22 protein-coding genes are annotated in these 21478 nt (G+C 47.5%); 16 read left to right on the top strand and 6 right to left on the bottom strand.

Translation table 11 applies throughout. The features are described from left to right. Window positions 1–107: 107 nt before the first annotated feature. The 3 genes from AC3WTP_RS12660 (at window position 108) to AC3WTP_RS12670 (ending at window position 2534) form a co-directional block, all read left to right on the top strand. Complete coding sequence (locus tag AC3WTP_RS12660) at window positions 108–1028, top strand: sugar phosphate isomerase/epimerase (RefSeq protein WP_492394978.1); 921 nt, start codon at window positions 108–110, stop codon at window positions 1026–1028. A gap of 51 nt (window positions 1029–1079) precedes the next feature. Next, window positions 1080–1787: an FAD-dependent thymidylate synthase gene (gene thyX, locus AC3WTP_RS12665; protein ID WP_492394979.1), complete on the top strand. Its 708-nt coding sequence runs from the start codon at window positions 1080–1082 to the stop codon at window positions 1785–1787. Between the two features lie 180 nt (window positions 1788–1967). Further along, entirely contained in the window at window positions 1968–2534 is a 567-nt protein-coding gene (locus AC3WTP_RS12670) for a hypothetical protein (protein WP_492394980.1), read from the top strand. 53 nt (window positions 2535–2587) lie between these two features. On the opposite strand, the gene AC3WTP_RS12675 is transcribed toward AC3WTP_RS12670, so the two are convergent. The 3 genes from AC3WTP_RS12675 to fadR are packed head-to-tail and all read right to left on the bottom strand — an operon-like array spanning window position 2588 to window position 4955. Next, complete coding sequence (locus AC3WTP_RS12675) at window positions 2588–3562, bottom strand: electron transfer flavoprotein subunit alpha/FixB family protein (RefSeq protein WP_492394981.1); 975 nt, start codon at window positions 3560–3562, stop codon at window positions 2588–2590. Between the two features lie 21 nt (window positions 3563–3583). Continuing rightward, window positions 3584–4351: an electron transfer flavoprotein subunit beta/FixA family protein gene (locus AC3WTP_RS12680; RefSeq protein ID WP_492394982.1), complete on the bottom strand. Its 768-nt coding sequence runs from the start codon at window positions 4349–4351 to the stop codon at window positions 3584–3586. Window positions 4352–4373: 22 nt separating this feature from the next. Further along, on the bottom strand, window positions 4374–4955 hold the full coding sequence (fadR, locus tag AC3WTP_RS12685; protein WP_492394983.1) for a fatty acid metabolism transcriptional regulator FadR: 582 nt from the start codon (window positions 4953–4955) through the stop codon (window positions 4374–4376). 189 nt (window positions 4956–5144) lie between these two features. On the opposite strand from fadR, the gene AC3WTP_RS12690 reads away from it, so the two are divergent. Genes AC3WTP_RS12690 through AC3WTP_RS12720 form a run of 7 tightly spaced genes read left to right on the top strand, consistent with a single transcriptional unit; the run spans window position 5145 to window position 15300 of the window. Beyond that, window positions 5145–7328, top strand: coding sequence for a (Fe-S)-binding protein (locus AC3WTP_RS12690; protein ID WP_492394984.1), 2184 nt, complete (start codon window positions 5145–5147; stop codon window positions 7326–7328). Further along, window positions 7325–9721: a 3-hydroxyacyl-CoA dehydrogenase/enoyl-CoA hydratase family protein gene (locus AC3WTP_RS12695; RefSeq protein WP_492394985.1), complete on the top strand. Its 2397-nt coding sequence runs from the start codon at window positions 7325–7327 to the stop codon at window positions 9719–9721. Before AC3WTP_RS12690 ends, AC3WTP_RS12695 begins: the two co-directional genes overlap by 4 nt. A 24-nt stretch (window positions 9722–9745) precedes the next feature. Then, window positions 9746–10927, top strand: coding sequence for an acetyl-CoA C-acetyltransferase (locus tag AC3WTP_RS12700; protein ID WP_492394986.1), 1182 nt, complete (start codon window positions 9746–9748; stop codon window positions 10925–10927). A 23-nt stretch (window positions 10928–10950) separates the two neighbouring features. Further along, window positions 10951–12732: an acyl-CoA dehydrogenase FadE gene (locus AC3WTP_RS12705; RefSeq protein WP_492394987.1), complete on the top strand. Its 1782-nt coding sequence runs from the start codon at window positions 10951–10953 to the stop codon at window positions 12730–12732. Between the two features lie 28 nt (window positions 12733–12760). Beyond that, complete coding sequence (locus AC3WTP_RS12710; RefSeq protein ID WP_492394988.1) at window positions 12761–14476, top strand: long-chain-fatty-acid--CoA ligase; 1716 nt, start codon at window positions 12761–12763, stop codon at window positions 14474–14476. A gap of 43 nt (window positions 14477–14519) precedes the next feature. Beyond that, on the top strand, window positions 14520–14990 hold the full coding sequence (locus tag AC3WTP_RS12715; protein WP_492394989.1) for a PaaI family thioesterase: 471 nt from the start codon (window positions 14520–14522) through the stop codon (window positions 14988–14990). Further along, window positions 14974–15300: an SCP2 sterol-binding domain-containing protein gene (locus tag AC3WTP_RS12720; protein ID WP_492394990.1), complete on the top strand. Its 327-nt coding sequence runs from the start codon at window positions 14974–14976 to the stop codon at window positions 15298–15300. The genes AC3WTP_RS12715 and AC3WTP_RS12720 overlap by 17 nt, the downstream gene beginning before the upstream one ends. A gap of 42 nt (window positions 15301–15342) precedes the next feature. Here AC3WTP_RS12720 and AC3WTP_RS12725 read toward each other — a convergent pair whose 3' ends face one another. Continuing rightward, the gene (locus AC3WTP_RS12725; RefSeq protein WP_492394991.1) at window positions 15343–16197 is read right to left on the bottom strand and encodes an SDR family oxidoreductase; all 855 of its coding nucleotides are present in this window, start codon (window positions 16195–16197) and stop codon (window positions 15343–15345) included. Window positions 16198–16431: 234 nt separating this feature from the next. Here AC3WTP_RS12725 and AC3WTP_RS12730 point away from each other — a divergent pair, with 234 nt between their 5' ends. Both AC3WTP_RS12730 and AC3WTP_RS12735 read left to right on the top strand, forming a co-directional pair. Then, a complete protein-coding gene (locus AC3WTP_RS12730) occupies window positions 16432–16932 on the top strand; it encodes a hypothetical protein (protein ID WP_492394992.1) in 501 nt (166 codons plus the stop codon). Between the two features lie 76 nt (window positions 16933–17008). Further along, window positions 17009–17545, top strand: a complete 537-nt coding sequence (locus tag AC3WTP_RS12735) for a GrpB family protein (RefSeq protein WP_492394993.1) — start codon at window positions 17009–17011, stop codon at window positions 17543–17545. On the opposite strand, the gene AC3WTP_RS12740 is transcribed toward AC3WTP_RS12735, so the two are convergent. After that, window positions 17542–18024 carry a peptide ABC transporter substrate-binding protein gene (locus AC3WTP_RS12740; protein WP_492394994.1) on the bottom strand — a complete coding sequence of 161 codons (483 nt, stop codon included), beginning with the start codon at window positions 18022–18024 and terminating at the stop codon, window positions 17542–17544. The two genes, AC3WTP_RS12735 and AC3WTP_RS12740, sit on opposite strands and share 4 nt — an antisense overlap. 143 nt (window positions 18025–18167) lie before the next feature. On the opposite strand from AC3WTP_RS12740, the gene AC3WTP_RS12745 reads away from it, so the two are divergent. The 3 genes from AC3WTP_RS12745 (at window position 18168) to AC3WTP_RS12755 (ending at window position 20011) form a co-directional block, all read left to right on the top strand. Beyond that, a complete protein-coding gene (locus AC3WTP_RS12745; RefSeq protein WP_492394995.1) occupies window positions 18168–18887 on the top strand; it encodes an alpha/beta fold hydrolase in 720 nt (239 codons plus the stop codon). An 85-nt stretch (window positions 18888–18972) separates the two neighbouring features. Then, the gene (locus AC3WTP_RS12750) at window positions 18973–19662 is read left to right on the top strand and encodes a YjjG family noncanonical pyrimidine nucleotidase (RefSeq protein ID WP_492394996.1); all 690 of its coding nucleotides are present in this window, start codon (window positions 18973–18975) and stop codon (window positions 19660–19662) included. A 43-nt stretch (window positions 19663–19705) separates the two neighbouring features. Continuing rightward, a complete protein-coding gene (locus tag AC3WTP_RS12755) occupies window positions 19706–20011 on the top strand; it encodes an MTH1187 family thiamine-binding protein (RefSeq protein WP_492394997.1) in 306 nt (101 codons plus the stop codon). 64 nt (window positions 20012–20075) lie between these two features. Here the strand turns inward: AC3WTP_RS12755 and AC3WTP_RS12760 are convergent, their stop codons facing one another. Continuing rightward, the gene (locus AC3WTP_RS12760) at window positions 20076–20669 is read right to left on the bottom strand and encodes a nitroreductase family protein (protein ID WP_492395132.1); all 594 of its coding nucleotides are present in this window, start codon (window positions 20667–20669) and stop codon (window positions 20076–20078) included. Between the two features lie 190 nt (window positions 20670–20859). Between AC3WTP_RS12760 and AC3WTP_RS12765 the strand changes: the two genes are divergently transcribed. Continuing rightward, entirely contained in the window at window positions 20860–21384 is a 525-nt protein-coding gene (locus AC3WTP_RS12765) for a hypothetical protein (protein WP_492394998.1), read from the top strand. Window positions 21385–21478 lie beyond the last annotated feature (94 nt).

Consider the following 21478-nt stretch of genomic DNA (forward strand, 5'->3'; position numbering starts at 1 on the left):
TAATGCACAGTACTTTACGTGAGTTATTGTCTATTTTACACATGAATTAGCAATTCGATATAAGCGGCAGCTGCAGTATATTACACCATAGTCGTGAGGTACTCCTAATGTACAAATATTCGATAGGTCAATATGGTTCATTTGACTACAACAAGTTTCATAGGGACTATAAACCATCATTTCATGGAATAGAAGCCTGTCTCTTCGAGAAGGAAGAGGATACGATAAATTTAGTGAACGAAGCGATGAAGCATGGATTTGAGATAGGCATTCATTTTCCATTGAGGGCAGGCCAATCTGAATGGAGAGATGCTCTGTTTCTATCATCAGACGATATCATTCATCAAGGTTCACTGGAACTCATTCAGCAGGAGCTGGAATACTTAACAAGCGTGAAACCGAGATATGTTCTCTTCCATTATCCGAAGCCCGTCATATTAGACGATCGAGTGGATTGGACAATATGGCGGTTCACAGATCCATTGGAGTATGTATACGAAAGTGAGTATGCGATTGAAGTGCTCATAGAACGTAGTGAATTTCTATTCCAATGGTTATCCGACAAGAGTGAGGAGTTTAACTTCATCCCCGTGTTGGAATTCGATGCGCTGAATCGCTACCTTTATGACACGGAACTGCTGGAAGCATGGCTGGTGAAGTACCCGAAGATTAGACTGTGCTTGGATACGGCTCGATTATATCTCCAGGATCGAATCGATCCGCACTTCCATGCTGCCGATGTGATTCGGAAGTTCGCGAAATATGCAGATGTTATTCACCTGTCTAACTGTCAATTTACCGACAAGGTTGTGCAGCAGCATTATCCGGTGCTTCCTGAGCTCAGTCCATCGGAAGGCTGGGCGCCGATTGAACAGTATTTATCGATCATCCGTGAAGAGAGCAACCATGCGCGGATTCATTTTGAGCATCGTTCCGATTATATTAGCGACGAAGATCTAGAGAGATGCTATAAATGGGTGGACAATATTTTGAATGATATAGAATTTCAGCAGGAGAGCAAGGGATAGTTCAAGAATAGTATTAGCTGCGATAGATTTTTACACAAGGAGTGTTTGAGATTGGCAATTATACAAGTGCTAGATAAAGGTTACGTCAGACTGGTGAATCACATGGGCTCAGACTTAACGGTCGTCAATGCCGCTCGAGTGTCCTATGCCAAGGAATCCACTGAATTGGAAAATAAGGATATTCGGTTGATTCAATTTCTTGCTAGAGAGGGGCACACATCACCATTTCGCCATGCGATGGTTCAATTTGAGATTTATGCTCCATTAATGGTAGCTAGGCAATGGTGGAAGTATGTGATTGGCTCTGCACATATAGAAGGCACCGGCGATAGTCTAGAGGGCTGGAATGAATCAAGCCGCAGATATATTACGGAGGAACCGACTTTCTACATCCCATCGCCAGTTGAATGGAGAAGCAAGCCAGCAAACTCGAAGCAAGGAAGCGGAGAAGTTCTGCCCGAGCAGTTGGGAACTAAGCTATCCGATGAGTTGTCGGCTTATATCGAAGAGGGTATACATAAGTACGAAGCCGCATTAAACGATGGTGTTTGTGCTGAGCAGGCTAGATTATTTTTACCTTCATACGGCATGTACGTAAGATGGTATTGGACAGCTTCCTTGCAATCCGTCTGTCATTTTCTGAATCAAAGATTGGAGCATGACGCTCAGAAGGAGATCCAAGAGTATGCGAAAGCTGTGTTAGAGCATATTCAATCCTTGTTCCCTAATTCAATACATGAATTGATGAACCATCATTAATCACTGAATAGTAGAAACGATCCGGTCTATGATAGCAAGTATCGGCGGCCGGATCCGGTCCGGTTCATCCCTTGATAAAGTTATGTGCAACGAGAATCTCAGCTAAGATGTTGTAAGCCTCTAGAAACCTACATGGTTGCAGAATAGATACTGTTCCTTGATAGAGGAGGTGATTAAGATATGAATTTAGTAATCATCGTATTGCTTGTTATGGTGCTGCTGTTCGCTTCAATTATGATTGGTGTATTCAGCTATAAGAAGAATAAGGTACTTTCAACGATGCTCATCGTCATCCCGATTATCGCGATGCTTGTATCGTTCTTCGTCTTTCGCTGGATCTCTTATACTTCTGCACCGAATTCATTAGCTATAAATGTTAAAAGTGCAGGAGATCATCACAAGATTGTAGGCAAGTGGAAAAACCGATCCGATTACTATTCTTATGGGCAAGATATTATTACGTATTGTTTCAAGCAAACCGATGATTATGTTTCGTTAGACCTCCCAAACCTTGCTGCATCAAAGGATGGGATACTTAATCGAGCAGAGAAAGAATTGCTGTTCAGCGGCCTGAATCAGAATTCGTATTGCAGTTCCTACTCGGTAGGACTCTCTGATCAATATGAGATTCCGTTTTTTCTCGGAAATGATGTTCTTAGCGATGCAGTGGAAATATTCTATACGCACGTCGTGACTGAGCCAATGGATTCACCGACCTACTGGTTTAAGAAGTTGGAGTGGAAATAATAAGTGTGCGAGCATAGAAAAAAGGACGCTGTTAACGTCCTTTCGTCAGTCATTTAGGCCAATATCTTCTTGAACTCCTCTGTTAAGAGTGGAACAACCTCGAACAAATCACCGACAATGCCGTAATCAGCCACTTTAAAGATCGGAGCTTCCGGGTCCTTATTAATCGCAATAATGACACGTGATTGACTCATTCCAGCGAGATGCTGTATGGCACCGCTAATGCCACAGGCAATATAGATTTCGGGTGTAACTACTTTTCCAGTTTGACCGATCTGAAGCGCATAGTCACAGTATCCAGCATCACAAGCGCCGCGCGATGCTCCAACCGCGCCGTTCAATACATCAGCCAGCTCTTCCAAAGGCTTGAAGCCATCAACGCTCTTCACACCTCTACCGCCCGACACAACGATTCTAGCTTCCGTTAAATCAACTTTGCCGGAGGTTCTACGGACTACATCTTGGACAACGGAGCGAAGTGTAGTTGCTGATTGATAGTTCACTTCGACTACCTCAGCAGTTACATCCAGTTCAACAGCCGCTGGTATGTTGTTAGGGCGGATCGTAACGACCTGCGGTCCATCAAGGAATCGCTTCTTCTCGAATGCCTTGCCTGCATAGATTGGCCGAGTATACCATGCTTCGGAGTCTGACTTCTCGATTGCGATAACGTCAGACACCTGGCCCGCATTCAGGTGAGCTGCGATGATCGGAGCAAGATCGCGCCCAATAGCGGTGTGCCCGAATAGAATCGCTTGAGGATTAAGATGGCTCAGTGCTTGGGTTAGCGCGTTATAATAAGATTCTGAATTATAGCTCTCAAGATCAGCATGATCAACAGTATACACTTTACCGTTCACGTTACGCGACAATTGCTCCGCGATTGGGGCAACCTGAGATCCCAGCAGTATAGCGGACACGGAATCTCCGTCATCTTTAACAATTGCAGCAGCCTGCAGTGCTTCCAAAGTCACTTGTCGCAGCTTACCGCCGCGAACTTCCGCGACAACTACGTAAGTAGTGCTCATATGGTCATCCTCCTCATTGGATTAGATCAATTTCGCTTCGGTGCGCAGCAGGTTGACCAGCTCGGCGGCCTGCTGACTAAGTTCGCCTTTCAGAATCTGCCCAGACTTGCGTTCTGGCGGCAGTGACAATGAGATACGCTCCGTTTTCGCAGAAATATCGGATTCAGATAGACCCAGATCATCCAGGGTAAGCTGATGGAACGGCTTCTTCTTTGCCTTCATAATGCCTGGCAGGGAAGGGTAGCGCGGTTCGTTCAAGCCTTGCTGCGCGGTGAACAGCGCTGGCAGCTCCACACTCAACGTCTCGCTGTCTCCTTCAGCATCGCGCAGGACGACAGCGCGGCCATCGGCGATCTCAAGCTTCGTTATAGATGATGTGTGTGGAATGCCAAGCAACTGGGACACACGTACCGCAACCTGTCCGCCGCCCGTATCGACAGAGAAATTTCCGCCGATGATCAGGTCGTAGGATTGCTTGCTTAAGTATGCTGCAAGAGCCTTGGCTATACCATATTCGTCGCCGCTAATTCGATCGTCAGAGATGAGAGCTGCTTCATCAGCACCCATAGCCAGCGCTGTTCGGAGCGCCTCGGCTGCTCGGTCTGGACCTATGGCCACCACTGTGATGGTACCTCCATGCTGATCACGCTGAAGCAAAGCTTCTTCAACGGCATATTCATCGTACGGATTGATGACGTACTTCACACCGTCGTCTGTAATCTGACCATCGCGAATGACGATCTTCTCCTCTGTGTCGAAGGTTTGTTTCAGGAGGACATAAATGTTCATGCAACAAGCTCCTCTCAAATGTTTACTTTAAACCCCTTAAGAAAAAATCAACGGTCTTATCCACTTGTGCGGATAGAGAATACTTGCGACCGGAGATTAGCCAGGAACTAACCACTTCATCCATCGCGCCAAATACGAGCATACGTGTCAGTTTAATATCGAGATCTTGCCGAAAGGTATTCTCTTGAACTCCTTTCTCTAGAATCTGTTCAATCAGGGTGAAATAAGGCTTCACCGTAAGCCCGATCGCTTTGCGCAGTTCAATCGAGCTCTGGCGAAGCTCAATCTGGGTGACATAGGCGAGATTCACATCTTGTTCGAGTTCATTGAAATGGATCTCGCATACTCTGTGCAGCGCTTCCGCTGCTGTACTCGAAGCACGCAAGCTTTCGTTGAACATGTTGACCAGATTGCCAAGACGAACTTGAAATAAGGAGATAAGGATATCTTCTTTGTTCTTGAAATAAAGATAGATAGTACCGTCGGCAACACCGGCTTCCTTCGCGATCTTGGAAACTTGAGATCCGTGAAATCCATTTTCTGCAATAACTTTTAATGCCGCATCTAAGATTATCTCATATTTTTCCATTTTCCTACTTGTCATTGTGCCACCTCGGTGTTAGAATTCAAATTAACTGAATGAATGCTCATTCATTTTTTCTCAATCTTATGGTAAACATTGCCTGTTGTCAATGAGTTCACGATAAGATTTTATTTACGAGGCGGATGTAACCGCTTACGTGAAGAGCTTACGCCATAACCTTAAACAAGTTATAGAAAGGGCGGATCAAAGATGGTGTGGCAGATCGTCAATTTCCTGTTATTTTTGGGGGTAACAGGGTACGGCTTTTATTTGTTCTATAAAGCCGTATATCATCGATACCTTTATGTAAAGCTTGGGCAATCAGTTGATCTCAAGCGGAGCGGGGAGGGTCGATTAGCTGAGTTTATGTCGCAAATATTCGGACAGAAGAAGCTGTTGAAGGATCCAAAGAGCGGTATTATGCACTTTATTATCTTCTATGGCTTCATCATTCTGCAGTTCGGCGCGCTTGACTTGATCGTCAAGGGGCTGATCGGAGGCAAACATCTTCCGATACCAGGCTACGATGTGTTCAGCTTGATGCAAGAAATCACCGTTATCACGATTCTTATCGCGATGGGCTACGCGGCTTATCGAAGGTATGGTGAGAAGCTCGTGCGCTTGAAGCGGGGATGGAAGCCAAGCATCGTCGTATTCTTCATCTTCTCGTTAATGCTTTCGGTATTGATGTCACTCAGCTTTGAACGTCTATGGCTCGGTCTTGAGCCATCTGCGTACGCTCCAATCTCCTCAGGTATTGCTAGCTTATTCTCCTTCATCTCAGAACCCGCATCGCAAGTGCTGTTCTATATAGGCTGGTGGGCGCATCTGCTCATTCTGCTGTCATTTCTAGTATACGTGCCTCAATCCAAACACTTTCACATCATGACTGCACCAATCAACATTTGGTTAAGACGCTCAGAGCCGGTCGGACGACTCAAGAAGCTCGATCTGGAAGACGATACCGCTGAAACGTTCGGCGTCGGCAAGATCGAAGAGTTCACACAGAAGCAAATGTTGGACTTCTATTCATGCGTCGAATGCGGGCGCTGTACGAATGTATGTCCAGCATCGAATACAGGAAAAGTTCTATCTCCAATGCACATGATTACGAAGCTCCGTGATCATCTGACGGAGAAAGGAACCGCGTTAACAGGCAAGTCGCCGCTCGTTCCGGAATATGCTTTCTCTGTTGGCAATGCCCATGCATTGGATAGCGGTGCGGCTCACCCGACGGTGTGGAGCGGCAGCGGCATAACCGATATCCGCTCGACACTTGGTTGGCATAAAGCTTCCTGGACCTCATCCAACAAGAAGGTCGATGAGCTAGAGCTTATCGGCGACGTCATGTCGGAGGATGAGATCTGGGCGTGCACGACGTGCCGCAACTGTGAAGATCAGTGTCCTGTTGGCAATGAACATGTCGATAAGATTATCGACTTACGCCGTCATCTCGTTCTCATGCAGGGAAGCGTACCGCACGAAGGTCAGCGCGCGCTGCAGAATATTGAGCGCCAGAGCAATCCATGGGGCTTGAACCGCAATGACCGCGCCAAGTGGAGCGGTGAAGTTGAAGGGGTCAAGGTGCCTGCTGTTAAGGATAATCTTGATTTCGAGTATCTGTTTTTTGTGGGTTCGATGGGTTCCTACGATCTGCGCAGCCGTAAGATATCGCGCGCCTTCGCCCGTCTGTTGAATGAATCCGGTGTCAGCTTTGCGATCCTTGGCAACGAGGAGAAGAACTCGGGCGATACGCCGCGGCGAATGGGCAACGAGATGCTGTTCCAACAGCTGTGCGCTGAGAATATTGCTACTTTCCAGAAGTATAACGTTCGCAAGATCGTTACTGCATGTCCTCATACATTCAATACATTGAAGAATGAATATCCTGACTTCGGACTTGAAGGGGTTGAGGTATTGCATCATTCTCAGTTGCTGGATCAGCTCATTCGCGAAGGCAAGCTTACACCGTGTCATGAGGTGAAGGAGCGGATCACCTATCACGATTCCTGCTATCTGGGGCGCTACAACAATGTTTATGATGAGCCGCGCAACGTATTGAAGGCAATTCCAGGCGTTGAATTGGCAGAGATGGCCCGTACTCGTGAAAATGGAATGTGCTGCGGCGCGGGCGGCGGCATGATGTGGATGGAGGAAACGTCCGGCAAGCGAGTAAATCTCGCTCGAACCGAGCAAGCGTTGGAAGTGAATCCAACGATCATCAGCAGTGCTTGCCCTTACTGTTTAACGATGATGGAGGACGGTACGAAGATGAAGGAAGTTGAAGAGCGTGTTAAAGCGAAGGATATCGCGGAAATATTGGAGCAATCCGTATTCGGCGACCTTTCGATCAACTTTAATAACCGACATGAAATGGAGGCAAACCGATCATGAACAAACCGATTCGCAAAGCGGCTGTCATCGGCTCTGGCATTATGGGGTCCGGTATCGCGGCACATCTGGCAAACGTCGGCATACCGTGCTTGCTGCTTGATATGGTTCCGAAGCAAGCGACAGAAGAAGAGGCTGCCAAAGGATTAACCATTGAGCATCCTGCAGTAAGAAATCGTCTAGCTGTTAACGCGATTGCGAAGCTGCAGAAGACGAAGCCTGATCCGCTGTATGATCCTTCGTTCGCGCAGCGAATTACACCGGGCAATCTGGAGGATCACCTATCACTCCTGTCCGATGTGGATTGGATCATTGAGGTTGTCGTCGAGAATCTTCAAGTGAAGCAGGAGCTGCTTCGCAAGATCGAGCATCATTGGAAGCCGGGAACTGTCGTTAGCTCCAACACTTCTGGAATCTCGATCAATGACATGTCTGCAGCGTGCGGGGAAGAGTTCAAGCGTCACTTTATGGGGACGCACTTCTTCAATCCGCCGCGCTATATGAAGCTGTTAGAGATTATTCCAGGTGAAATGACGAACCCTGAGTTAATCACACAGATGAAGACATTCTGCGAGAAAGTGTTAGGCAAGGGTGTTGTGCTTGCGAAAGATACGCCGAACTTTATCGCGAATCGAATTGGAACATATGGACTCCTTGTGACTTTGAAGGAAATGGTCGCTGGCGGCTACACCGTATCAGAGGTCGATGCCGTTACAGGACCTGCAATGGGTCGACCGAAGAGCGCGACATTCCGCACGCTGGATCTCGTTGGACTGGACACTTTCGTCCACGTTGCCGACAACGTGTTCCATCACGTGAATGATGAAACGGAGAAAGCAGTATTCAGTACGCCTAAAGTGTTGAAGACGATGGTAGAACGGGGCTGGCTGGGTGAGAAGTCTGGTCAGGGCTTCTATCTGAAGAAGAAAGGTGCTAACGGCAGCGAGATCCTTGCTCTGGATCTATCAACGATGGAATATGCAGTCCAGAAGAAGGCATCCTCCGGTTCCCTTGAAGCCGCTAAGCTGGCGAAAGGCGCGCGTGCGAAGACGAAAGCGCTGCTCAGCGCCGGAGATCGCTATTCAGATCTGGCATGGAACATATTGAAGCAGGTGCTGATCTATTCAGCTGAGAAGGTTGGCGAGATCGCTGACACCGTTGTGGAAATTGACGATGCCATGAAGTGGGGCTTCAGCTGGGAGCTTGGACCATTTGAGACGTGGGATGCGATTGGTCTTGTTCGTTCCGTGGAACGGATGGAAGCAGAAGGACTGACTGTTCCGGCATGGGTGAAGGATTGGATTGCGCAAGGGAACACGTCCTTCTATCAGAAGGAAAACGGCCAACTCTTCTATGTGAGCGAGCAGCGCTATAAGCAGGTGGAGCAGGCCCATGAGATTATTAACCTGCGCAGCTTGAAGGAGCAGAATAAGGTCGTCAAATCCAACACCGGAGCGAGTCTTATCGATCTCGGAGACGGAGTAGCCTGCTTGGAGTTCCACTCGCCGAACAACGCGATTGGAGCGGACATCTTGACGATGATTCAGCAGAGTGTGGATGAGGTGCGCGCTAACTTCGAAGGCATGGTCATTGCGAACCAAGGCCGCAACTTCTGCGTAGGCGCGAATATCATGCTGCTGTTGATGGAAGCGCAGGATGAGGAGTGGGATGAGATCGACGGCATCATTCGCTTGTTCCAGAACACGATGTACAAGGTGAAGAGATTCGAGAAGCCGGTCGTAGCAGCGCCGCATCGCATGACATTGGGCGGCGGGGTAGAGGCATGTATGCCTGCCGACCAAGTGATTGCATCAGCCGAGACGTATTACGGTCTCGTTGAAGCGGGAGTCGGCTTGATTCCGGCAGGCGGCGGCTGTAAAGAGCTGACGCTGCGCGCGAGCCAAAGTCTGCGTCACCCTGATGCCGATCTGCAGCCGATGATTAATCAGATATTCGAAACGGTCGGCATGGCGAAGGTATCGACGAGCGGACATGATGCGAAGCGTCTCGGTTATCTGCAGCCAACGGATCGGATTCTCGCGAATCAGGATCATCTCATCTTTGAAGCCAAGCAGGCCGTGCTTCGCATGGCGAAGGCAGGATATGAGCCGATTCCGCAGGAGAAGATTCGCGTCGTTGGCTCAGAGGGCAAAGCGATTATGCAGCTTGGCGCTATTGGCATGAAGGAAAGCGGATATATCAGCGATCACGATCTGCTGATCGCGAAGAAGCTGGCTCACGTGCTGGCGGGCGGCGATGTGCCTGCCGGAACTCTCGTGAGTGAGCAATATATGCTTGATCTGGAGCGCGAAGCGTTCCTTAGCTTGTGCGGTGAGCCGAAGACACAGCAGCGTATGCAGCATATGTTGTCCAAAGGCAAAGCGTTGAGAAACTAACATCCCAGGGGAGAGTGAGATTCAATGAAAGAAGCTGTGATCGTATCCATGGCGCGCACCGCAATCGGTAAAGCCAAGAAAGGCAGCCTCGTACAGACTCGTGCCGACGACTTGGGCAAGATCGTGTTGGAAGCCGTTATTGAACGAGCGCCTGGTCTGAAAAAGGAAGATGTAGAGGATATCATCATCGGCTGCGCAATGCCGGAGGGCGAGCAAGGCTTGAACTTCGCGCGCATCATGTCGCTGTATGCGGGCTTCCCGGTTACAGTGCCTGCGCTGACGATTAATCGCTTCTGCTCCTCGGGATTGCAGGCGATCGCATTTGCAGCTGAGCGCATCATGCTAGGCCATGCCGATGTGCTGATCGCAGGCGGCGTAGAGAGCATGAGTCACGTCCCGATGACGGGCTTTAAGATATCGCCTAATACGAAGATCGTGGAGAAGATGCCGGAAGTTTACATCGGGATGGGGCATACAGCGGAGCATGTCGCTGAGCGCTTCGGTGTATCCCGCGAGGATCAAGACCGCTTTGCGGTTCGCTCGCATCGTTTAGCGGCACAAGCAATTGCTGAAGGCAAGTTCGTGGATGAGATCGTGCCATTTCAAGTGGAGCTGAAGAGTGTATCAGATGATGGCAAGGTGAATACGAAATCATTCGTATTCGACACGGATGAAGGCGTACGCGCCGACACTTCGCTCGAAGGACTTGCCAAGCTGAAGCCGGCGTTTAAGCTGGGCGGCAGTGTGACTGCCGGTAACGCGTCGCAGACTAGCGACGGCGCTGCAGCGGTCGTGATCATGAGCAAGGAGAAAGCTGAAGAGCTCGGCTTGAAGCCGCTTGCCACATTCCGATCCTTTGCACTCGCAGGCGTAGAGCCTGAGATTATGGGTGTTGGTCCTGTTAAAGCGATTCCGAAAGCGCTGCAGATGGCAGGGATCACGCTTGAAGACGTTAGCTTGTTTGAAATCAATGAAGCGTTCGCCTCCCAATGTGTACATGTCATTCGTGAGCTGGGCATCGATGAAGAAAAGGTGAACGTGAATGGCGGAGCGATCGCGCTTGGACATCCGCTGGGCTGCACAGGCACCAAGTTGACGACGACGTTGATCAATGAGCTTCGCCGACGCGGGGGTGGCTACGGAGTCGTATCCATGTGCATCGGCGGCGGGATGGGTGCGGCAGGCGTGTTTGAGGTTCATTCCTAATAAAATATAAGGAGATGAAAAGTATGAGTCAAACGATGAGCAAGGTGTTGGGCGGGAGCTTTATTATTGAAGATGTAGAATATCAAAATGTAGTTACACCAGAGGATTTCACGGAAGAGCATCGCATGATTGCGGAGACAACAGCCGATTTCGTTGCGGGAGATGTTGTTCCGCATGATGAAGCGATCGAGAAGCTGAATTACGAATTGACGGTTGATCTGATGCGCAAGGCAGGAGAATTGGGACTGCTCGGTGCTGATGTTCCTGAAGCATACGGCGGCTTGGGGCTTGATAAGGTCAGCTCAACGCTGATCAACGAGAATCTGACCAAAGCGTCTGCCTTCGCGCTTTCTGTCGGTGCTCATGTCGGCATCGGCACACTGCCTATCGTCTACTTTGGTACAGAAGAGCAGAAGCAGAAGTACCTGCCAACGCTCGTCACAGGCGAGAAGATAGCCGCTTACTGCTTGACTGAGCCATCATCCGGCTCTGATGCGCAGGGCGCGAAGACGACTGCAGTTCTGACAGAGGACGGTTCCCATTATGTGCTGAATGGCACGAAGCAATTTATTACGAATGCAGGATTCGCAGACATCTTTATTGTATATGCGAAGGTAAATGGAACCGACTTCAGCACCTTCATCGTGGAGCGCACGATGGAAGGTTTCAGTATCGGACCGGAAGAGAAGAAGATGGGCATCAAGGGTTCATCCACTTGTCCATTGATTCTGGAAGATGTGAAGGTGCCGGTGGAGAACCTGCTGTGGGAGGTTGGCAAGGGTCACCTGATCGCATTTAACATCTTGAACATCGGCCGTTTCAAGCTGGCCGCAGGTTGTGTTGGCGGCTCCAAGGATTCGATCGAATATGCGGCGAAGTACGCGAATGAACGCACTCAATTCGGACGCAAGATCTCATCCTTCCCGCTGATTGGGAAGAAACTTGCAGAGATGAATATTAAGTCATATGTGCTGGAGAGCATGGTTTATCGTACGGCTGGTTTATTCGATGTCGGCTTGGCTGAAGTGGATCATGGAAGTCCAAATGTCGGCTACCAGTCAGCCAAGGCAATAGCCGAGTACCAGTTAGAATGCTCTATCAACAAAGTATTTGGCTCCGAAACGCTAGATTTCATCGTAGACGAAGCTGTTCAGATTCACGGCGGTTACGGGTTCATTCAAGAGTATCGCGTTGAGCGCAATTACAGAGATTCCCGCATAAACCGCATATTCGAAGGCACAAACGAAATCAACCGCTTGCTGATTCCGGGTTCATTGATTAAGCGCGCGATGAAGGGCGAGCTGCCGCTGATGCAGAAGGCCATGGCGCTGCAGTCGGAGCTTCTGAGCTTCATGCCAGGTCAATTATTCGAGGGTACGCTTGCACAGGAAACTCATCTGTTGTCGATGGCGAAGAAGATTTTCTTGATGGCTGGAGCGCAAGCCGTACAGAAATATCAAATGAAGCTTGAACAGGAACAGGAAGTGCTGAGCCATCTGGCTGATATGATGATCTCGGTGTTTGCGATGGAAAGCGCCTTGCTGCGCACTTGCAAGATGATTGATCGAGCAGGAGAAGCAAAGTCGCAGAATGCGATCGATATGACGATTGTGTTTATCCATGACGAGTTCGAGAAGATTGAACAATGGGCGAGAGAGGTTCTTGCACATATGGAATCAGGGGATACGCTTCGCACTCAACTCTCGATCTTGAAGAAGCTGGCAAGAAGAACAACGGAAAATACCATTGCTATGAAACGTCAAATCGCTGCCAAAGTTATCGAAGCAGAGAAATATATAGTCTAAATCATGTCCCGAGATTGGAGCTGTAGTCATGCCCAATAAACCTTGGTTAGAGAGTTATCCAGTCGAGGTCCCTGCGGAATATCCATATCCTAAGCATAATTTGGCGCAACTGTTAATTGACACAGCAGCAAAGTATCCTCATAAGACAGCTCTAGACTTTATGGGAAAGAAGTTATCCTATCAGACATTGCTAGATTCGGCTTACCGTTTTGCGAATGCCTTGCTTCGGCTTGGCATTCGCAAGGGTGACCGAGTCGCCGTCATGCTGCCGAACAGCCCGCAGTGCGTGATCGCTTATTACGGCACACTCCTAGCAGGCTGTACCGTCGTGATGACGAATCCGCTCTACATGCCGCGTGAGCTTGAGCACCAGTTAAAGGATGCCGGCGCTCGCATCATTGTAACGCTCGACGCACTCGTTGCTCGCGTGAAGAAATCGACGGAAACCTCACCTCTGGATTACATCTTGGTTACTTCAATTAAGGACTACTTGCCATTTCCAAAGAACTTGCTGTATCCGATTAAAGCTAAAAAAGACGGCATGGCGGTTACCGTAGGGTATGACGAGAAAGTTCGGTCCTTTGTCCAGTTTCTCAAGGATTCAACGGCTCAGCCGATATCCGTTCCTGTTGATTCTGAAGAGGATCTGGCGCTGATTCAATATACTGGCGGAACAACAGGCTATGCCAAGGGCGTCATGCTCACGCATCACAATATGATTGCGAACACGATACAGACCAAGTTATGGTTCTACCGTGCCAGGGTTGGCGAAGAAAAATATTTGGCAGCGCTTCCTTTCTTCCATGTATTTGGAATGACGGTGCTGCTGAATCAGGCTGTCTACTTGGCGGGAACCTTGATTCTGCTGCCGCGCTTTGATGCGAGTCAAGTGCTGAAGGTGATCGATAAGCAAAAGCCGTCTGTATTTCCAGGAGCACCGACCATGTATATTGGCTTAATAAATCATCCGGATGTGAAGAAGTATGATTTATCCTCGGTCAATATCTGTATTAGCGGAGCTGCGCCGCTGCCGTTAGAGGTACAGGAGCAGTTTGAACTGATTACCGGAGGCAAGCTGATTGAAGGCTATGGACTAACCGAAGCTTCACCAGTTACACATGTAAACAACATATGGGAGAAGCGTAAGAGCGGCTCGATCGGCATTCCAATTCCGGATACCGAATCCCGCATCGTGAATCCGGAAACAGGCGAGGAATTGCCGCTTGGGGAAATAGGAGAACTCGTGATTCGCGGCCCGCAGGTTATGAAGGGGTACTGGAAGCGTCCTGAAGAAACGTCACAGACGCTGCGGAACGGTTGGCTGTTTACGGGTGATCTGGGTAAAGTCGATAGTGAAGGGTATGTATACATTTTAGATCGTCGCAAGGATCTGATCATCGCAAGCGGCTATAACATCTACCCGCGAGAAATCGAAGAGGTGCTGTTCGAGCATCCCGATATCGAGGAAGCTGTTGTTGCCGGCATCTATGATCCATATCGCGGTGAGACCGTTAAGGCGTATATCGTGCTGAAAAATGGTTGCAAGCAGGATCCGGATGGGTTGAAGCGTTGGTGCAAGGAAAGATTATCGGCGTACAAAGTACCGCAAGTTTACGAATACCGTGAGTCACTGCCGAAGACATTGGTTGGTAAAGTGCTGCGCCGCAAGCTGATCGAGGAAGATGCCGAGAAGATGAGCAAGCAGCAGAAGTCGGATCCGCCAGTACAGGTAAACAGTAAGTAAACTCGGGTAGATATCACACATCAGGAACAGGAGAGCGTCTACTATGGAAATGGAAGCTATTATGAACCATCCGTATTATTCTAAACTCGCATTTGCAGCTAAAAATACGTTCTGGGAATATCTTGGCTGCAATATCGAGGAAATAAGCGACAAGCATGTCGTCGTTTCACTGGATATTAAGCAGCATCATCTGAATCTGATCGGTATTCTGCATGGCGGCGTACATGCTACCTTGATTGATTCCGCCATGGGGCTGATTGTGATGCTGGTTCGTCCGAATGAAAGTGTAGTCACGACGAACTTAAACTTGAACTATTTAGCACCGATGTCTGAGGGCCGTATCTATGTAACCGCAGAAATGGTGCATAGTTCACGGAAGATGATGACGGCGCAGGCTTATGCGCGTAAAGAAAACGGTGATCTGTGCGCTACCGGTACCGGAACATTCCGAGTCATCGATAGACCGGTTACTTCATCCGACAGCGGAGGTGATACCGATGGCCATACGCGATGAATTGCAGCAATTAGCAGATCTGATGCACGCGGAGCCGGAAGCCATACGTACGCTGAATGCTGTATATCAGTTCAATCTGGGAGATAGCGAGACCTATCAGGTCAAGTTTCAAGAGGGGAATGTCGAAGTCGTCGACGGAGATGCCTTGACTGCGGATTGTACGCTGACTCTATCAGCTGACAATCTGCGCAAGCTGTTGAAGGATGAGCTCAATACCACGATGGCGTTCATGATGCGCACGCTCAAGATTGATGGCAAGGTAGGGCTTGCCTTAAAGCTGCAGGAAATATTGAAATCGTATACGAGCTAATGAAACAGGCTGCCGCGGCAGCCTGTTTTGTTGTGACTACGACTACTTGCCCTTGCGGGTCAATTGCGCCAGCATATCCCACTGCTCGTCGTTAACCTCGAGCAGGTCATTGAATTGACCGGCGCCCTGCAGCCACTCGCCGCCATCAATCGTGATCACTTCACCATTAATATAGCTGGCGTAGTCAGATATGAGGTAGGCTGCAAGATTAGCCAACTCTTCTTTATCGCCAACACGCCGCATCGGAATGCGGTTCATCATCCGCTGCTCTAATTCTGGCGTAGGCATAAGCCGCGACCATGCTCCATCCGTCGGGAATGGTCCCGGTGCAATCGCAACTTGGCGTATTCCATGTCTCGCCCATTCTACTGCGAGAGATCGGGTAAGCGCCAGTACACCGGCTTTCGCGGCTGCGGACGGCACGACAAATCCTGAGCCTGTCGATGCATATGTAGTCACAATGTTCAGCATCGTACCGGAATGCCCGCGCTCGATCCAGCGTTTGCCAACTTCTAATGTCGTATAAAATGTACCATGAAGCACAATGTTGAGCACTGCGTCTACGGCGCGCGGGGACAGCCGCTCTGTTGGGCTGATGAAATTGCCCGCCGCATTGTTAATCAGCACATCGATACGTCCGAAATGCTGTTCAACAGCTTCAACTAGATCTTGAATCTGAACGGGGTCTCGAACATCGCATGGCTTATAGAACACGGTATTGTCGCTGGTGCTCATTTCCTCAGAAGCCTTCTTCAACACTTCTTCACGTCGGCTAGTAATTGCTAAGCGAGCGCCAAGCCCAAGAAACTTCTCTCCCATAGCGCGTCCCAGCCCTGTTGCTCCTCCGGTGATCAGGACAACTTTATCCTTCAGCAAGTCGTTTGAGAACGGTCCCATGATTCATTCTCCTTTTCGGAAATGTGCAATGCTTCAACGAAATAAAACTTCCGATATATAACTAATATAGGTAAAATGAGTCGTTTAGTATAGATCATTCAGTCAATTATCTCAAGAGTATATTAGTAAAATAAGGATAATATGTATTATTTCGAATGCGTAATGTGGTAACATGTAATCAATAAATCAATGTTCATATGTAAATGAGAACTTAGCATAGTGAAGGAGATAGCGATGAAAGCGATAAATAAACTTGCTTGTGCTGTTATCTGTTCCATCATTTTAGTAGGCTGCAGTTCGGAATCAGTCAGTCAACCGCTAATAGATTCTTTCGAGAATTCTGCAAAGAGGGTAGACATATGGAGTTCCATTCATTATGAGTTAATTACGGACGAAAGTCTTATCAAACAAGTAGAGCCATCGGCTGAGCCTGGCTCGATCCTGGTCAATATTATGGTGGATCTTATGAATAGAGGCGAGATGCGCGCTGAGTCTATTCATTATACATTTAATGAAGCAGTTCCGTATCGATATACACACGGAAGCGGGACAGATGAACCTGGACATGGATATTTGGATCAAGGGGAGCAGTATCGGATGTATCGCTACTACACGTTTAGCAATATGGATGATGTGAATGACTTCATAAGCAATTCAGTCATCCGAATCGAATGGAAAGAAGAAGAATCAATCAACCAGCTTCTATTGAAGATGCCTGGAAAGCCGACTCAATAGCCAACATGAAGTCATCAATTATGTTAGATCACCTGGATCGTATCACACAATCTAGAGAGGAATAAGAACAATCTGTATGAACATACAAGTGATCATCTCAGAATATAGAACGGAATGGCAGCAAGAGTATGATACGGAGCGTGTTAAGATACAATCTGCTCTGCAAGACATATGCGTCGAGATTGAGCATATCGGGAGCACCTCGGTTCCAGGCCTGGGAGCTAAGCCAATCATAGATATCATGGCGGGGGTGCGAGAACTGGAGCATGTGGGGCAGGCTCACATTGATCGTCTTGCAGCAATTGATTTTAAATATGTACCGAAGCAGGAATTCCCTGAGCGGTTATTTTTCAGAAGAGGGCTATGGCGTGCTGGAACGCATCATCTGCATATCTATCGGCATGAAAGCGATCAATGGAATAATCAGCTCTTATTTCGCGACTATATGAGAAGCCATCCGGAGGCTGTGAAGGAATATTACGACCTCAAGAAGCACCTGGAGCAGAAATACCAGCATGATCGACGTTTATATACCGACGCCAAGTCCTCGTTCATCGAGAGTATCATACAACAAGCACAGCAACTAGAGCGAATGAAAATAACTACAAATTAACTTTCCCAGGTTCCCTCTGTTTTTGTAATCTGCCATTTTCCGTTTTTGTAATCAATAACGATCTTCGTTCCAATTGCCCCGGTGCCAGATCTGTACTTGGAACCTTCGATAACAATTCGATTCTTTGAAATGTCAGTCTTCTCGACACGTAATAACACGCCATGAAGCACCAATGACTGGGGGTCATTTAAACCCTTTTCTATTAGTTGCTCATATGTCGCTTCCATGACCTCGACGTTATATTTTTCAAAATAATTTAGTATTTGATTCTTATCTGTTTCATCTATATCCTTAAAATTACTCATGTCAATTGCAATATACTTCATACCACTATTTAGAGCTTTATCAATTGGCATGTATGAATCTAATGCCAAACTATACAGCTCTCCCATATCTTTTGTGGGAGTGCTGTTTGAGCATGCAGTTGTTAATATTACGCTAAGTATCACCAACCCCAATAACACTTTATTTAATCCCATATAATCCCTCCTCACTACATCAGACGGAATATATACTGTTATGTTGCAATCAATATTAGGGTTGTAAAATGGATGTGTAAAATTTATGCTAGTTAAAAGCTAGGTTAATCTGTTATCTGAGTTGCGGTTGAGGGGTGATAAACATGAGATTCGAGTCAAAGTATGTGAACAATAATGGTGTATCCATACACTACCTAGATTCCGCGACGGTTGCGAATCCAGCGCTTGTCCCATTAATCATCTGTCCTGGTCTGTCCGAAACGGCGGAAGAATACGTTGACGTACTCGAATATCTGCTGCCGAGAAGATGCGTAGTGCTGTCATTTAGAGGGAGAGGCAATAGCGGCACTCCTTCGAGAGGCTACGACCTCGAGGAGCATATTAGAGATATCGAATGTGTGCGATCAGATGCTGGAATTGAACAATTCCATCTCTTCGGGTATTCACGAGGGGCATCTTATGCGCTCGGTTTCGCTCATAAACATGCGGACAGCATTCGATCGTTATTGCTGGAGGATTATCCGCCGGAGCATAAGGAAATGCAGCTCGAATGGGCAGATGAATACATACATGATTATTTAATCCCTTATCATCGTGAACTCTATATACGAGAGGATGCTGTCAGAGGAATACAGGCAGATTCCACTCAGATTGATCTCGCATACAAGCTGGAGCTGCCCGCACTTATTATGAGAGGCTTGCTGCCAGGATCCTTAATCAACGATGCCGATCTCTGCCGATATAGGAATATGATTCAGCACCTTACGGTCAAGGAGTTCGAACACTCGAACCACAATATTCGGGGTGCGGAGCAGAGTTTGTTATTCGCGACTATCTATCAATATTTAGCACAACATGAGTAATGCTGTTTACGATTATTGGAAATAACGGTCCGAGGGGATCGTATTGATTGAGGATTCTTTTCGTATTGAGCCAAGGAGGACTGACATGAAATACCCGATTATATTATTTGACGCTGATGAAACTTTGTTTGACTTCGCGGCTACAGAATCATTCGCATTAACGCAAACATGCAAAGAGATCGGAATCGAGTGCGATGAAGCACAGATAGCAACTTATAAGAGCATTAATAAGCAGTTGTGGAATGAGCTGGAGAAGGGGCTTATCACCTCTCAAGTGTTGAGAACGGAAAGGTTCAGAAGATGGTTTGCCGCCCACAATTGGCAGTCGGAGTTCGATGCTGAAGGAGTAAGCTCTGCTTATATTAAATATTTGGCTGAGGGCGCGTTCTTAATTGACGGCGCGGTTGAGCTGTGCGAACAATTATTAAGCGCTGGCTACCGTCTGTCGATCATTACAAATGGCATTAAGGAAGTTCAACTTGGCAGAATCAGCAGATCCTTACTTCAACATACGTTCGAGCACATCATCATTTCTGAAGTGACGGGCTATCAGAAGCCGCAGACCGGCATCTTTGATTATGCGTTCGACAAAATGGGTATACGGGATAAGCAGGGGGTTCTGATGGTAGGCGACTCACTTAGCTCTGATATTCAGGGTGGAATCAATTATGGAATCGATACGTGCTGGTATAACCCGCAGCGGAATGCCAATTCAACTGGAATCGTTCCGAATTACGAAATTAGCGAGCTATCCGAGCTGTTGATGTATGTATAAGGGATAAGTGAATATGCGCAAATTGGAAGGAGACTACTAGATAATGGCGATTGCCGAGATTACGATTATCCCTCTTGGGACAGGTACAACGAGTGTCAGTGAGTATGTTGCTCGCATTGAACATGTGTTAGCGGGTCTGGAAGGTGTTTCTCATGAGCTTACGCCAATGAGCACGATTATTGAGGGTCCCATAGACCGTCTGTTTGAGGTCATACGCGTGCTGCACGAAGTACCTTTTGAGCAAGGAGTTGGCCGCGTGTCGACTTCCATTAAGATTGACGACCGTCGCGATAAGCCGAGCTCTAGAGCGCAGAAGCTTCAATCTGTAGCTGAGAAGCTGAAGCATTAACATGAAAACGTCCAAATGGCTGTGACTACCGCACACCATTTGGACGTTTTGTAGTTGATATAGATTACATAAACGAAGTTATCTCATCCATTGGCAGTCGGGAAGAACCGTATGCAGGGGCTGCTGCTTTGCCTAGAGCTATTAATATGATAGGGAATTGATGATCCGGCAGCTCGAAGCGTTGTGCAAATTTCGCCTTATCGAATCCGCCCATCGCTACCGTATCGTAGCCGCGATCTTTCGCAATCAGCATCAACTGCATGGAGATTAATCCTGCATCAAAGCTGGCGATATTGCGCAATGCCGCTTGCGGCGCATTTGAATATATTGCATTCGTTGAAGCAACCATACGCTCTTTACTTACCTCATCCATGAAGCCTTCCGCCACATTTTGAGAATATATTTGTTCTACTTTTTTATACATTTCATAATCGCCTATTACCGCAATAACAGCAGAACAAGTTTCTACTTGAGCTTGATTGTTGGCAATCGCACGCAATTCCTTCTTTACTTCTTGATCCTGAATGACAAGAAAGCGCCAAGGCTGCAGATTGCTGGATGATGGAGCAGAAGCGGCTTGCTTCAGCATATCCTTAATTTCTTCTTGATCTATTGTAAATGATGGGTCGTAGACACGAACAGAATGACGTTCATTCATAACTTGTTCTAAGTGTGACACTGATGATTTCCTCCTAGATGGATCAAATGATATTTCGTTTATAACTTACCATTGGTTAGTTGCTGAAGTCAAGTGTTTGAATTTTAAGATGTATTATAGATGCTGACTGTCTGTTTCATCTAATATAATGGAATAATAAGGGATATATTTTAGCGAGAGAGGTGAAGGTATGGGGTTATTTTTAAAAGTAATCGGGATTGTCATGCTTGGATGGGGCGCTATGCTGGGAGTGAATGTGGCAGAACCCATCACCGTAATTGTGAGTATTATAGGTGGGTGTGTGCTAATGGCGCTTGGCCAATTTGTCGATGTCTTCGAAGATATGAGGAACCGTCATTCACTGGAATTGCCGCTTAGTAAGCAGCAGGTGAGAACCATAATTAGGCACTCCACGCGATATCAATTTATCTCCAATGATCTGAAGCTATATTCGGATGGCAGGAAGGAGTACCCGCTGGTTCTGTTAGAAGGCGAGCAGTACATTCGTGCAAGTCTATTTCATGAATATATGGTTCATGACGAGAACGAATATACCTTCGCGTTCCCTGAGAGAGAAGCGGTTATTCTAAATAGTCACTATACGTATTATGAAGGAGTAGAGCTGTTCGAGTTAGATGACGTATTGTTTGTAAAAGTGACTAGCTTGGGCATAACTCTCAACCTGAATAAGAATTGTATGATGATAGGGCATTGATTGATAAACTACGGAGAAGTAGAGTTTGTGAAGACCGTTTCCTGATGCAGAATAATCAAAATGACCAAAAGTAGCAAATTTCCCATGATTACCA

The sequence above is a fragment of the Paenibacillus sp. EB106-04-04-XG159 genome (assembly GCF_058791835.1).